At 73.3% G+C, this 12,936-nt stretch carries 13 protein-coding genes; 8 read left to right on the forward strand and 5 right to left on the reverse strand.

The genetic code is table 11. The annotated features are described in order from the left end of the window. Positions 1-6: 6 nt before the first annotated feature. Entirely contained in the window at positions 7-636 is a 630-nt protein-coding gene (locus QRN56_RS08630) for a hypothetical protein (protein WP_285102417.1), read from the reverse strand. A gap of 426 nt (positions 637-1,062) precedes the next feature. Between QRN56_RS08630 and QRN56_RS08635 the strand changes: the two genes are divergently transcribed. Both QRN56_RS08635 and QRN56_RS08640 read left to right on the forward strand, forming a co-directional pair. Beyond that, positions 1,063-2,451 (forward strand): SMI1/KNR4 family protein, encoded by a 1,389-nt coding sequence (locus QRN56_RS08635; RefSeq protein ID WP_285102418.1) that lies wholly within the window; start codon positions 1,063-1,065, stop codon positions 2,449-2,451. A gap of 74 nt (positions 2,452-2,525) precedes the next feature. Beyond that, positions 2,526-3,677, forward strand: coding sequence for an endonuclease (locus QRN56_RS08640; RefSeq protein ID WP_285102419.1), 1,152 nt, complete (start codon positions 2,526-2,528; stop codon positions 3,675-3,677). Between the two features lie 82 nt (positions 3,678-3,759). Here the strand turns inward: QRN56_RS08640 and hisS are convergent, their stop codons facing one another. The 3 genes from hisS to QRN56_RS08655 are packed head-to-tail and all read right to left on the reverse strand — an operon-like array spanning position 3,760 to position 5,975. After that, on the reverse strand, positions 3,760-5,139 hold the full coding sequence (hisS, locus tag QRN56_RS08645) for a histidine--tRNA ligase (RefSeq protein ID WP_285102420.1): 1,380 nt from the start codon (positions 5,137-5,139) through the stop codon (positions 3,760-3,762). Between the two features lie 30 nt (positions 5,140-5,169). Next, positions 5,170-5,316, reverse strand: a complete 147-nt coding sequence (locus QRN56_RS08650; RefSeq protein WP_285102421.1) for a hypothetical protein — start codon at positions 5,314-5,316, stop codon at positions 5,170-5,172. Continuing rightward, the gene (locus QRN56_RS08655) at positions 5,313-5,975 is read right to left on the reverse strand and encodes an MBL fold metallo-hydrolase (protein ID WP_285102422.1); all 663 of its coding nucleotides are present in this window, start codon (positions 5,973-5,975) and stop codon (positions 5,313-5,315) included. Before QRN56_RS08655 ends, QRN56_RS08650 begins: the two co-directional genes overlap by 4 nt. A 204-nt stretch (positions 5,976-6,179) precedes the next feature. Here QRN56_RS08655 and QRN56_RS08660 point away from each other — a divergent pair, with 204 nt between their 5' ends. The 4 genes from QRN56_RS08660 to QRN56_RS08675 all read left to right on the forward strand — a co-directional run bounded on the left by QRN56_RS08660 (position 6,180) and on the right by QRN56_RS08675 (position 10,773). Beyond that, positions 6,180-6,956 carry a peptidylprolyl isomerase gene (locus QRN56_RS08660; RefSeq protein WP_285102423.1) on the forward strand — a complete coding sequence of 259 codons (777 nt, stop codon included), beginning with the start codon at positions 6,180-6,182 and terminating at the stop codon, positions 6,954-6,956. Next, positions 6,953-8,980 (forward strand): DUF349 domain-containing protein, encoded by a 2,028-nt coding sequence (locus tag QRN56_RS08665; RefSeq protein ID WP_285102424.1) that lies wholly within the window; start codon positions 6,953-6,955, stop codon positions 8,978-8,980. The genes QRN56_RS08660 and QRN56_RS08665 overlap by 4 nt, the downstream gene beginning before the upstream one ends. A 65-nt stretch (positions 8,981-9,045) precedes the next feature. Beyond that, complete coding sequence (locus QRN56_RS08670; RefSeq protein WP_285102426.1) at positions 9,046-9,660, forward strand: hypothetical protein; 615 nt, start codon at positions 9,046-9,048, stop codon at positions 9,658-9,660. A 9-nt stretch (positions 9,661-9,669) separates the two neighbouring features. Then, positions 9,670-10,773 (forward strand): DNA polymerase domain-containing protein, encoded by a 1,104-nt coding sequence (locus tag QRN56_RS08675; protein ID WP_285102427.1) that lies wholly within the window; start codon positions 9,670-9,672, stop codon positions 10,771-10,773. 34 nt (positions 10,774-10,807) lie between these two features. On the opposite strand, the gene QRN56_RS08680 is transcribed toward QRN56_RS08675, so the two are convergent. Beyond that, complete coding sequence (locus tag QRN56_RS08680; RefSeq protein ID WP_285102429.1) at positions 10,808-11,077, reverse strand: DUF7218 family protein; 270 nt, start codon at positions 11,075-11,077, stop codon at positions 10,808-10,810. A 111-nt stretch (positions 11,078-11,188) separates the two neighbouring features. Between QRN56_RS08680 and QRN56_RS08685 the strand changes: the two genes are divergently transcribed. Together QRN56_RS08685 and QRN56_RS08690 are read left to right on the forward strand one after the other, a co-directional pair. Continuing rightward, on the forward strand, positions 11,189-11,752 hold the full coding sequence (locus QRN56_RS08685; protein WP_285102430.1) for a dihydrofolate reductase family protein: 564 nt from the start codon (positions 11,189-11,191) through the stop codon (positions 11,750-11,752). A 15-nt stretch (positions 11,753-11,767) separates the two neighbouring features. Then, positions 11,768-12,928: an ATP-dependent DNA ligase gene (locus QRN56_RS08690; RefSeq protein WP_285102431.1), complete on the forward strand. Its 1,161-nt coding sequence runs from the start codon at positions 11,768-11,770 to the stop codon at positions 12,926-12,928. Positions 12,929-12,936: the final 8 nt, after the last annotated feature.

Here is a 12,936-nt window from a genome sequence, read left to right on the forward strand (position 1 = left end):
AGCCCGTCAGGGCAGCGGCGCCTCGCACGTCGCCGTCGGGACCCCGTCGGCCGACACGACGGCCGCGACGCGCCACTGCGCGCGTTCGGCCGCGGACAGGGCGCGCGGCGGCTCCACGGTCAGGATGCCGTCGCCGGGGACGGCGTCGCGGACGGTCGGGTAGGCGGTACCAGTGGCGTCGGTGAAGGTCACCGCCACGGCCGAGCCAGCCGGCGCCGTGACCGCGAGGTGGTCCCGCGGGTCCGGCAGGCGCAGGCCGAGGACGTCGCGGTACTGGTCCACCCAGCCGGCGGACACGCCGGCCGGGCAGACGAGCACGACGTGCTCGGCCTCGACCGGGCTGAGCGCGAGCACCGCGGTGGACCCCGCCAGGCTCGCGCCGAGCACGATGGCAGGCGCGGAGAACCGGCGGCGTGCCCGGCGCAGCGCGTGCAGCCGGTTGTCGTCCGGGGCGCCCGCGTGCTCGCGCACCGTGCGGTGCGGGTTCCGCGCCCACCGCGTCCGGACCAACCCCCCGGCAGCCCGGATGCGACGTCGTCTCATCGGCGCCGCGCCGGGCACGCCCGTCACCCCGACGAGCGACTGCTCCCAGTGCTCGCCGAGCACCCCGTCGTCGACGCGTCCCGAACCTGTCATCGGCTGTCCCCTCGGCCCGCCGTGGGCCGAGAGGCGGCCGGCGGCGTCGTTCACATACCGGGTCTCATCGACCCGACCGCGAGGCTATCCGAAGGCACGTTCAGAACTCCGGGCAAACCGGACAACATGCTCCAGTTCACCCACCGGGTCACCCGCGCGCCCCCGGGCTGACGTCGAGCCGGGCTGCCCGCGATCGGAGCGAACCCGTTCGGGTAGGTTGCCCCGGTGATCACGCGTCGGGAGGGCTGGCCAGAACGAAAGGCCGGACTCAAAGGTTCTGCCGTCACGGCCTGCCTCGTGGCCGCTGCAGGAGCCGCGATCGTGATCATCCACCTGCTCGGCCCGTCGGCGGGCCGAGCGAGCCACAGCAGCACCGAGGACTGCACCCAGGCACCGGCGGCAACCGCCCGACAGGAAGGGTCATCCATGCCGGCACCGGCTCACACCACGCCCGGGGACGCGGCGCTGTACGCCTTCGAGACGTGGGCACCCATGCTCGAGCTCGTCAGGGCCGAACACCCCGAACTGTGCGCGTGGTCCGGCGACTATGCGCTGGGGGCCTTCAGCCTCCCCCTGGCCAAGACCTCCGACGAGTCCGAGTACACCGTGGCACTCATGGACGCGACCGAGCCGCTGAGCTCAGCGCTCAAGGATGCCGGCAGGAGCTCCATCAGCTTCTCGGTCCGGATCGCGCCGGACGGACACACTGTCGTGACGCCGGCAGCCGAGTCGCCGACCACGAAGGTCCACCGGGCCTTCGGGGCGAACGGTGCCGGGCATGTCGTCCTGGTCGACGGCGCGGTGCCCGAGCCCGTCCGGCGCGAGCCCCGGACATACCCAGGACGCGGGCCGGCCCCGTCGGCCGACCCCGAGCTGCTGGAACGGGTGCTGCGCGAACGGATGCCCGACGCGGTCGGGGCCACCGAGCAGGAGCTCACCGCCCTGGAGAAGCGGCTCGGCATGCCGCTGCCGCCCGAGCTGCGCGCGGTGCTGACCGCGACCCGGGCGAAGTACGGCGACTACGGCCCGTACGGCGAGGACGACCGCTACGAGCGGGACACCACCGCGCTCGGTGGGATCGAGCAGTTCGAGGCGGACGGCATCGAACGCGCCTCAGTGGCTGACATCCGCAAGGGCCTGCCCTTCGACTTCCTCGCCCGCGAGGCCGTGGTCACCCGGCCCGACTCGCCGGTCCAGGGCCTGGTGGCCCCGCCGGAGTGGATCGTGATCGGCGACCTCGGGGGGACCGGCGACTGGGTGGCCATCGACCTGGCGCCCGGCCCCGCCGGCCACGTCGGCCAGCTCGTCGTCCTCAGCCACGAGTCCGACGTCGGCGCCTGGCTGCTGGCCGACTCGATCACCGACCTCGTGCTCCACGGCGAGAACGCCTCGCCTCAGGGCGAGACCATCACGGAACCGCCCGCAGCGGTGATGGTCAACAGTGCCGAGGGCATGACCGTCGAGGCCGCCGCGACCGAAGAGCTCGAGGTACTGGGGATCGGGCACTGGGACACCGCACCGTCGGACCTCTCGCCACTCGTCGGGCTCCCAGCGCTGCGCACGGTGATCGCCGAGCCCGGCACGATCGCCGACCCCCTGGTCATCGGGCGGCTCGACCACCTCGAGTATCTCGAGATCGGCCTGGACGAATGGCAGGCACTGATCGCCGCAGATGCCGTCCCCAAGTCCCTGCTCGCCGCCGGGATCTCCGGGTCCGACCTCGACCGGGCGGAGGTCGACGCGGTCTACGACACGCTCATCCGGCTGTGGGGCGGCGAGGGCCTGCGCACGGTGACGATCGAGGGCGACCTCTGACGCCCGAGTCGTTTTTTGCGCAGATTTTACCTATAAGCCATGACTGCCATCATTTACCCCGCTACGGTCGAGCAATGCAGAAAGTGACCGCGCGTTCGACGGCGCTCGCCCTGGTGTGCTTCGCCCTGACCCTGGTGCTGGTCACGGCAGCCCAGGTCCGCCTGGCCGCGTCCGGCCAGGCGGCCACCCCGATCACGGTCGCGTCGGCGATCGCCACCCAGAACGGCTCGTCCGCAACGGTGCGCGGGTATGTCGTCGGGCAGCCGACTGCCACCAGCACAGTCGTCACCAGCGGGTTCCCGAACGATTACGCGCTTGCCCTGGCCGACGCCCCTGGCGAGAGCAGCACCTCGCGCATGGTCTACGTCCAGATCCCCGCCGCATTCCGTAGCAGCTTCGGTCTCGCGTCGAACCCAGCCCTGATGGGCAGGCAGCTCGACGTCACGGGTGCCCTGACGTCGTACTTCGCCCACCCGGGGCTCAAGGACGGCACCACGTTCGCCGTCGTCGGCAACGGCGGGGGTGGCGGTGGCGGCGCGATCCCCACCGGCTACTACGACGCGGCGGCGGGCAGGACCGGCACAGCGCTGCGCTCGGCCCTGCACGGCATCATCGACGATCACACCGGCGTGAGCTACGCGACCGTCTGGACCGCGCTCCAGGAGACCGACGAGGACTCGAGCAACCCGGACAACGTCATCGAGTTCTACTCCGGCGAGTCGATCTCGAAGACGCTCAACGGCGGCGACCCCGACGACTGGAACCGAGAGCACACCTGGGCCCAGAGCCACGGCGACTTCGGCACGGCCACCGGCCCGGGCACCGACCTGCACCACCTGCGGCCCACTGACGTCACCGTGAACTCGACCCGGGGCAACAAGGACTTCGACAACGGCGGCTCGGCCGTCTCCGAGTGCCCGGACTGCTTCACCGACTCCAACTCGTTCGAACCCGCCGACCAGTTCAAGGGCGACGTCGCACGCGCGCTCTTCTACATGGCGATCAGGTACGAGGGCGATGACGGCTGGCCGAACCTGGAGCTGAACGAGTCGACCTCGAACGGCTCGGTGCCGTTGCACGGGAAGATCTCCGTACTGCTCGCCTGGCACGCCGCCGATCCCGTATCAGCGGCGGAGATCCGTCGCAACGACATCATCTACGGCGACTGGCAGCACAACCGGAACCCGTTCATCGACCACCCGGAGTGGGCCGAGTCGATCTGGTGACCGGCGGGTGCGCACCCGCCTCGTCATCCGAGGCGGGTGCGCAAGGTTCAGGTCGGCCGGCGGGGCACCGGCCTGCCGGCGGTCAGCCCTGCGGGACCACCCGCGGCCAGCGGTCCTCGGCCGGCGGGGCCCACGTCGCGGCGTCGGCGTCGACCTGGTCGCCGGAGCGGATGTCCTTGACCTGGTCGGCGCCCACGACGCCGTCCTCCCCCGCGGAGCCCGGGAACCAGACGAACGGGATGCCGCGCCGGTCGGCGTACTTGATCTGCTTGCCGAACTTCGCGGCGCTCGGCGCCACCTCCACCGGGATGTCCCGGGCGCGCAGAGCCGCGGCCACCGCGTCGGACGTCGCGCGCTCCTCCTCGGACGACACCGCGACCAGCACGGCGGACGGCACCGAGCGCGTCGCCTGCACCAGGTCGGCGGACAGCAGCCGGGAGACCAGCCGCGAGACGCCGATCGACAGGCCGACGCCCGGGTAGGTGTTCTTGCCGTCGGACGCGAGCGTGTCGTAGCGGCCGCCCGAGCAGACCGAGCCGAGCTGCTCGTGCCCCACCAGCACCGTCTCGTACACCGAGCCGGTGTAGTAGTCGAGGCCGCGCGCGATCTTCAGGTCCGCCACGACCACACCCGGCGCACGCTGCGCCGCCGCGGCGATCAGCGCGCCCAGTTCGGCCAGGCCGGTCTCCAGGAGTTCCGTGACCGCGCCGTAGGACTCGGCCAGGGCCCGCACCTCGTCGATCACGCCGACGTCGGACCCCGAGATCGACGCGAGCGCCAGGCAGGCCTTCGCCTGGTTGTCGGTGGCACCGCACTCGGTCACGAGCAGCTCGGAGACCTTGTCCGGCCCGATCTTGTCGAGCTTGTCGATCTGGCGCAGCACGCCCTCGACGTCGTCCAGCCCGACGCCGCGGTAGAAGCCCTCCGCCACCCGGCGGTTGTTCACCAGGATGCGGACCGGCGGCAGGCCGATCTCGCCCAGTGCGCCGAGTGCCTCGGCCATGACCAGCGGTGCCTCGACCTCGAAGTGGTAGGGCAGCTCGCCCGCGCCCACGATGTCGATGTCGGCCTGGACGAACTCGCGGAAGCGGCCATCCTGCGGGCGCTCGCCGCGCCACACCTTCTGGATCTGGTAGCGACGGAACGGGAACGCGATGCGGCCGGCGTTCTCCAGCACGTAGCGGGCGAACGGGACGGTCAGGTCGAAGTGGAGACCGAGCTGCTTCTCGGAGCCGGAGCGGGCGGCGCCGTCCTCCTCCTGGAGGCGGGACAGGACGTAGACCTCCTTGGAGGTCTCACCCTTGCGCAGGAGCTGGTCCAGCGGCTCCACGGCCCGCGTCTCGATCCCGGCGAACCCGTGCAGCTCGAAGGTGTGCCGCAGCGTGTCGAGGACGTGCTGCTCGACGATGCGACCGTCAGGGAGCCATTCGGGGAAACCGGAGAGAGGAGTGGGCTTTGCCATGCCTCAGATCTTCCCATGAGCGGCGACCCGTCAGCCCGGGTTTTCCACAGCCTGGTCGACCAGCCCGGCGAGCACGTCCAGCTCGCCGCGCTCGTGCCACGCCAGCCGGCGCAGCACCTTCACGCTGGTCCAGCTCCCGTGCTCGGGCCAGACCCGGGACAGGTCCGGCGCCCTCATGTGCCGTCCGCGGCGAGGAACGGGTTGGTCGCCAGCTCGCGGGCCACCGTGGTGGCGGGCCCGTGCCCCGGGACGACGGCGAGCGCCGTGTCGAGCCCGCGCACGACGTCGCGCAGCGTCGCGCCCATCACCCGGTCCGAGCCGCCGTGCAGGTCGGTGCGGCCGACGGAGCCCGCGAACAGGACGTCGCCGGTCAGGACCACCTCGCCGTCGAGGCGGTAGAGCGTGGACCCCTCGGTGTGGCCCGGCGCGTGCACGGCGTGCAGCGTGACGTCGCCGAACGTGAGCTCGGCGGACCCGCCGGGCGTGGCGAACGGCTCGACCAGGTCGGGCGCCCGGTAGTCGTCGCGGTGCAGCCCGAGCGCGGTCTCCAGCGCGGGGCTGAGCGTGCCGAACGGGTCGGCGAGGCGGTAGGCGTCGGCCTCGTGCAGGCGCATCGGGATCCCGTACCGCGCGCACAGTGCCCCGGCGTCCCAGGTGTGGTCGGCGTGGCCGTGCGTCGCGAGGACGGCGCGCGGCCTCAGTCCGGTGTCGTCGAGCAGGCGCCCGACGGCGTCGGCGACCCCCGCACCGGCGTCCACCACCACGCAGTCGGCGCCCGCGGACACGACACAGCAGTTGGTCCCGAAGACGGGCGCGACCACGACGCGAAGCTCCACGCGACCTACGCTAGCGGCTCGCATCGGCCCTGGCAGGGGCTTCTTCACCCGTCGCCGGAGGCGCTCAGACAGTATGACCTGGCATCCGATGCCTACACTGTCCCCGCACGGGGTGATTCGCCCCGGATCCATCAGGTGAATCGGTCCAGCGTGACCGCGCCCCGGGTCGGGGCGAGCACGAGAGAGCACGGGGAAGGGAACGCGGTGGCTTCCACCAAGCAGCGGCAGCGCGCGCAGCAGGCCAGGCAGGCCGACAAGCGGGCGCAGCGGCAGGCGGCCAAGCGCGCGCAGAAGCAGCGCCTGTGGACCCTGGTCGCACTGTTCACGGTGCTGGCGCTCGTCGGCGCCTTCGTGATCGCCGCGCTGATCAACTCGGGTGCGCCCGAGGCGGGCGGGGGCACCGCCGACTGCCCGGCCGGCGTCGAGGAGGCACGGGACACCTACGAGCTCGCCGACCCGTCGGTGGCCGAGGACCGCACCTGGACCGTCACGCTGCAGGCCTGCTCGGGCGACACGACCGCCGACATCGTGCTCGAGCTCGACGGCGCGGCCGCGCCGCAGGCCGTCGCCAGCTTCGTCACGCTCGCCCAGGGCGGCTACTTCGACGGGACCGGCTGCCACCGCCTCACGACGCAGGGCATCTTCGTGCTCCAGTGCGGCGACCCGACCTTCACGGGCTCCGGCAGCCCGGGCTACTCCTTCGGCCCCGTCGAGAACGCCCCGGAGGACGACGTCTACCCCGCGGGCACCGTCGCGATGGCGCGGCGCGGCGACGACGCAGAGTCCATGGGCTCCCAGTTCTTCCTCGTCTACGAGGATTCGACCATCCCCTCCGACACAGCCGGCGGGTACACGGTCTTCGGCACGATCACATCCGGCCTGGACTTTGTCCAAGCAGTCGCTGACACGGGCGCGGTAGACGGTGCACCAGACGGTGAGCCTGCCACCCCGGTCACCATCGAAGGAGTTGAGACCCAGTGAGCGAACCCACTTCTCGCTCGACCGAGCCCGTCCAGCAGGACGCGCCCGTCGAGCCCGTGGCCGAGACTCCGACCGCAGCCGAGGCACCCGCCGAGGCGGTCAGCGAGGCGCCCGAGGAGGACGCCGCCGAGGCGACCCCCGAGGCCCCCGCGACGGAGCCGGCCGCCGAGGAAGCTCCCGAGGCCGAGGCCGAGGCTCCCGCGGAGGACGCTCCCGCCGAGGAGGCGCCCGCCGCGGTCACCGAGGCTCCCGCCGAGGACGCCGCTGCGACCGAGGCTGCCGTCGAGGAGGCCGCCAAGGCAGAGGCCCCCGCCGACGAGGAGGCCGTCGAGGAGGCCGCCGAGGCCGAGACTCCCGCGACCGAGGCCGCTGCGACCGAAGCCGCTGTGACCGAGGCGCCCGCCGAGGAGGTACCTGCCGAGGAGGCACCGGCGGCGGAGGCACCGGCCGCCGAGGCCGAGACTCCTGCCGAGGAGGCTCCGGCAGCGGAGCCGGCGGCCGAGGAGCCTGCGGCCGAGGAGACCCCGGCCCCCGAGGCCGAGGCGCCCGCCGAGGAGACCCCCGCCGAGGAGGCTCCGGCAGCGGAGGCACCCGCCGCCGCCCCCGCTCCGAAGCCCGCCACCCCGAAGCCGTCGGCGATCCCCTCGCCGGCCGCCCTCGCGCGGCCGCGCGCGCCCAAGCCGGGCACACCGTCGGCCCCCGTGGCGCAGGCCGCCCCGGCGACGGCGCCCGCACCCGTGGTGCCCGCGGCCGCGGACGCCGTCGCGCACGCCGAGGCGGAGAAGTTCGGCCGTGTCGACGACGAGGGCAACGTCTACGTCAACGACGGCGACGGCGAGCGCGTCGTGGGCCAGTTCCCCGGTGTCACGACCGAGGAGGCGCTCGCCCTGTACGTGCGGCGTTACCTCGACCTGAGCGCGAAGGTCGGCCTGTTCGAGGCCCGGCTGGAGAGCGCGGACCTGTCGGTGCGCGAGATCGACCAGACGCTGCAGAAGCTCGGCGAGGAGACCGCCGAGCCCGCCGCCGTTGGCGACCTGGCGGGCCTGCGGACCCGGGTCGAGGCCCTGCGGGGCCGCGCCGCGGAGCGCCGCGCCGCCCTGGAGCAGGCACGCTCCGCCGCCAAGGCGGAGGCCGTCGCGTCGCGCACCTCGATCGTGGAGGCCGCCGAGAAGATCGCGGCGACCGACCCGGGCAAGATGCAGTGGCGCCCGGCGGGCGAGGAGCTGCGCGCGCTGCTGGACCGCTGGAAGGACGCCCAGCGCTCCGGGCCGCGTATCGACCGCCCCACGGAGGAGTCGCTCTGGAAGCGGTTCAGCCACGCCCGCACGGCGTTCGACCGTGAGCGCCGGCACTTCTTCGCCGACCTGGAGCAGCGCAACAGCGCCGCGAAGACGGAGAAGGAGAAGCTGGTCTCCGAGGCGGAGGCGCTGTCGAACAGCACCGACTGGGGCTACACCGCGGGTGCGTACCGCGACCTGATGACGCGCTGGAAGGCGGCGGGCCGGGCGTCCCGCAAGGACGACGACGCGCTGTGGGCCCGGTTCCGGGCCGCGCAGGACCGGTTCTTCCAGGCCCGGGACGCCGAGAACGCTGTCATCGACGCGGAGTACGGCGAGAACCTGAAGGTCAAGGAGGTCCTGCTGGAGGAGGCGGAGGCGCTGCTCCCAGTCAAGGACCTGAACAAGGCCAAGGCCGCCCTGCGCAGCCTCCAGGAGCGCTGGGAGGAGGCCGGCAAGGTCCCCCGCGGCGACATCCAGCGCATCGAGGCCCGCCTGCGCGCGGTCGAGACCGCGGTCCGCGACGCCGACCAGGCGCAGTGGAAGCGCACCAACCCGGAGACGCGTGCGCGCGCCGAGGGTGCGGCGGCGCAGCTCGAGTCCGCGATCGCGGCCCTCGAGGCGGACCTCGCGGAGGCGCAGGCCAAGGGCGACAAGCGCAAGGTCTCCGAGCTGGAGGCCGCGGTGGCGGCCCGCCGCTCGTGGCTGGAGCAGGTCGTCAAGGCCGCGGAGGACTCCCGGGGCTGATGCTTGTCCACAGCGGGCCCGTTCGCGCTCTGCGCGACCGGGCCCGCTGCGCGTAGGTTCTGCGCATGCCGTTCCCATCCCTCGCCGCGCTGCTCGACCCCGAGCAGACGGCGCCGCCGCTCATCGTGACCCCGGCGCACGTCGGCGGACCGGTGGCGTGGACCGAGCTGCGGCGGGCGGGCGCGCTGGTCGAGCTGCACGACGGCGCGGCGGTCGCCGCAGGTTCCGTGGTGGGCCCGGCGCACCGCGCACTGGCGCTCGCACCCGAGGTGCCCGCTCGCTGCGTCCTGGGCGCCGCCACCGCGGCGTGGGTCCACACGGGCCTGTACGACGGCGTCGCGGCGCCCGCCTGGCCGGCCGGAGCCCCGGTCGAGCTGGCCTACTCCCCCGACACCCACCGTCCCGTCCCGCGCCCGGGGCAGGTCGCGCGCCGCGCGCCGGGTCTCGGGCGGGACACCGAGCACCTCGCGGGAGTACCGGTGACCCGGCGGGTGCGGACCGCCGTCGACGTCGCCTGCACCGCCCCGCAGGAGGCCGCCGTGCCCGTCCTGGTGGCCCTCGCGCGGGCCGGGGCGGACCTCCGGGAGGCCACCGCCCTGCTGGACCGGCGGGCCCGCGTGGTCGGTCGCCCGGCGGCGCACCGGGCGCTTTCTGCGGCGCGGGAGCTGCTGGCGGGCTAGGTTCGGTCCATGGCCGGATCCAAGACACCCGCAGTGGAGCTCGACGTCGCGGGCCGCACCGTGCGCGTGACGAGCCCGGACCGCGTCGTCTTCCCCCGAGGCATCACCAAGCTCCAGGTCGTCGAGTACTTCGTCGCCGTCGCCGACGGCATCACCGGCGCCCTGCTCCACCGCCCCACCACGCTGGAGCGGTGGCCCAAGGGGTGGCACGAGGGCGCGCACCTCGCCACGCGCATGCCCAAGCCGGACGACCCGAAGGGGGACGGCTTCTACCAGAAGCGCATCCCGAAGGGCGCCCCGGGCTACGTGGAGACCGCGACCATCGCGTTCCCGTCGGGCCGCACGGCGGACGAGGTCTGCCCCACGGAGCCCGCCGTGGTCGCCTGGGCGGCCAACATGGGCACGCTCACGTTCCACCCCTGGCCGGTGCGGCGCGACGACGTCGAGGCGGTGGACCAGCTCCGCATCGACCTGGACCCGCAGCCGGGCACGGACTTCTCCGACGCCGCCGCCGTGGCGCCGCACCTGCGGGAGCTGCTCGGCGAGCTGGACCTGCGGGGCTACCCCAAGACGTCGGGCGGCCGCGGGCTGCACGTGTTCGTGCCGCTGGAGCCGCGGTGGACGTTCATCGAGGCGCGGCGGGCGACCATCGCGATCGGGCGCGAGCTGGAGCGCCGGCTGCCCGGCAAGGTCACCACGCGCTGGTGGAAGGAGGAGCGCGGCGAGGCGATCTTCGTGGACTACAACCAGATGGCCCGCGACCGCACCATCGCCTCCGCGTGGTCGATCCGGGCCAACGGCCGGGCGACGGTGTCGATGCCGCTGGACTGGGACGAGGTGCCCCACGTGCACCCCGACGACTTCGACGTGCTCACCGCGCCGGGCCGGTTCGCCGAGCGGGGCGACCTGTTCGCCGCCCTGCGCGCCGACCGGGACCCGGACCTGGACTGCTCGCTCGACGCCGCGCTCGACCTGGCGACGCGCGACGAGGCCGACGGCCTGGAGGACCTGCCCTACCCGCCGGAGTACCCGAAGATGCCGGGCGAGCCCAAGCGGGTCCAGCCCAGCCGCGACAAGGACCGCGACCGGAGCAAGGACGCCGCGGCGGAGTGACCCGCCCGCGGCAGCGCCACGGCCGGTGAGGCCGTCAGTGCGACCGGAGCGCCTTGATCAGGTCGCCCTTGCGCATCGAGGAACGTCCCTCGATGCCGATCTCGGCGGCCCGCTTGCGCAGCTTCTCGACCGTCCAGTCGTCGTAGTCGCCCGCCTTGCCGCCCGTGCGGCCGACGCTCTTGCGCGACGTGTTCGCCGCCGCGTTCGCGATGCGGGCGGACTTCTCCTTGGAGCTGCCCTCGTCACGGAGCTTCTCGTACAGCTCCTTGTCCTTGACGCTCGGCCCGGGGTCACGCTTCGGCATGGTCACTCCTCCCGACGGTGCTGGACGCTCACCGTCCACCATCACCCGATCTCACCCCGCTCGCACGCCCGCCAACCGATGAGTCCGGCGCCCGCCCGGCGTCGGACGGGCATGGGAACGCTGCGCTACACCGCGAACATGTCCGCCGACGGGTACACCGTCGACGCGGAGGGAAGCTTCGACTTCACGCGGCCGACCGACGAGGTGCTCGCGTTCATCAACGAGAACGAGTCGGACGTCGCCGTCTACGTCCTCGGTCGGCGCATGTACGAGACGATGGTCTACTGGGAGACCCACGACTCCCGGTCCGACCCGAACCCGCACACGGACCGCTACGCGGCGATCTGGCACGGCGTCGACAAGGTCGTCGCGTCGTCGTCCCTGCCGCAGGACGCCGTGGCGTCGGCCCGGACCCGGCTCGTGCGTGACCTGCAGCCGGGCGAGCTGCGGCGCATCGTGAACTGCGCGCCCGGCGTCGTCTCCATCGGCGGGCCCACCGTGGCCGAGGAGTTCATCCGGCAGGGCCTCGTGGACGACTTCCGCTTCCTGGTCTACCCCGAGGTGGTGGGCGGCGGGCTGCCGGCCCTCCCCCGGGACGCCCGGCTGCGGCTGCGGCTGGTGGACTCCCGGACCTTCGACAGCGGGTGCGTCTACCTGCGCTACGCGCCGCGCTGAGGCAGGCTCGTATCCGTGACCACACTCAACCTGCCCGTGCAGCCCCCGGTCCGGCCGATGCTCGCCAAGAGCGTGCCCTCGGTGCCCGCCCAGCCCGCCGGCGACGACGCCGGCCCCGCGTACGTCTACGAGCCCAAGTGGGACGGGTTCCGCGCCATCGTCTACCGCGACGGCGACGAGGTACGCATCGACTCCCGCAACGCCAAGCCGATGGAGCGCTACTTCCCGGACGTCGTCGCCGCCGTCCGCGACGCCCTGCCGGAGCGGTGCGTGGTCGACGGCGAGATCGTCATCGCCCAGCGGCCCGGCCACGGCGCCGCGCACCTGAACTTCGAGCTGCTGTCCCAGCGCATCCATCCCGCGGAGTCCCGCGTGAACATGCTCGCCGAGACCACCCCGGCCGCGCTCGTGGTGTTCGACGTGCTCGCCCTGGGCGACGACTCGTTCATCGACCGGCCGCTGACCGAGCGGATCGCGGCCCTGGACGGCCTCGGTCTCACGGGTCCCCTCGTGTTCGCGACGCCCCGCACCCTCGATGCCGCCGAGGCGAAGGAGTGGTTCGGCTCGTTCGAGGGCGCGGGCCTGGACGGCGTCGTCGCCAAGCCCGCGGACGGGCCGTACGCGCCCAACAAGCGCACCATGCTCAAGATCAAGCACACCCGCACCGCTGACGTCGTGCTGGCGGGCTACCGGCTGCACAAGACCTCGACGCCCGAGCAGCCGCTGCTCGGCTCGCTGCTGCTGGGCCTGTGGGACGAGACCGACGACGGGCCGCGCCTGCAGTTCGTGGGCGTCGCTGCGTCGTTCTCGGCCACCCGGCGCGCCGAGCTGATCGCGGAGCTCACCCCGCTGGTCGTGGAGCCCGGGACGCCCGCGGCAGAGGAGCACCCGTGGCAGGGGTGGACCGACCCCACGAAGGCCGAGGCGGGCGACCGGCTGCCCGGCGCGCAGTCGCGCTGGAGCTCCGGCAAGGACCTGTCGTTCACCCCCCTGCGGCCCGAGCGCGTGCTCGAGGTGGGCTACGACCACATGGAGGGCTCCAGGTTCCGGCACACGTCCCAGTTCAAGCGCTGGCGCCCGGACCGCGAGCCGGCGTCCTGCACGTACGAGCAGCTCGAGGAGCCGGTCAGCTTCGACCTGGGCGAGCTGCTCCCGGGGGCTCCGGGGACGTCCTGACGTGTCAG

Source organism: Promicromonospora sp. MEB111 (assembly GCF_030209445.1).
GTDB lineage: Bacteria > Actinomycetota > Actinomycetes > Actinomycetales > Cellulomonadaceae > Promicromonospora.

Bases quoted from the DNA above. Each gene is read 5' to 3' on its own strand.
- QRN56_RS08650 (WP_285102421.1), bottom strand. From the start codon at position 5,316: ATGAGGGCGCCGGACCTGTCCCGGGTCTGGCCCGAGCACGGGAGCTGG.
- QRN56_RS08675 (WP_285102427.1), top strand. From the start codon at position 9,670: ATGGCCGGATCCAAGACACCCGCAGTGGAGCTCGACGTCGCGGGCCGC.
- QRN56_RS08640 (WP_285102419.1), top strand. From the start codon at position 2,526: ATGCAGAAAGTGACCGCGCGTTCGACGGCGCTCGCCCTGGTGTGCTTC.
- QRN56_RS08685 (WP_285102430.1), top strand. From the start codon at position 11,189: ATGGGAACGCTGCGCTACACCGCGAACATGTCCGCCGACGGGTACACC.
- QRN56_RS08630 (WP_285102417.1), bottom strand. From the start codon at position 636: ATGACAGGTTCGGGACGCGTCGACGACGGGGTGCTCGGCGAGCACTGG.
- hisS (WP_285102420.1), bottom strand. From the start codon at position 5,139: ATGGCAAAGCCCACTCCTCTCTCCGGTTTCCCCGAATGGCTCCCTGAC.
- QRN56_RS08635 (WP_285102418.1), top strand. From the start codon at position 1,063: ATGCCGGCACCGGCTCACACCACGCCCGGGGACGCGGCGCTGTACGCC.
- QRN56_RS08670 (WP_285102426.1), top strand. From the start codon at position 9,046: ATGCCGTTCCCATCCCTCGCCGCGCTGCTCGACCCCGAGCAGACGGCG.
- QRN56_RS08680 (WP_285102429.1), bottom strand. From the start codon at position 11,077: ATGCCGAAGCGTGACCCCGGGCCGAGCGTCAAGGACAAGGAGCTGTAC.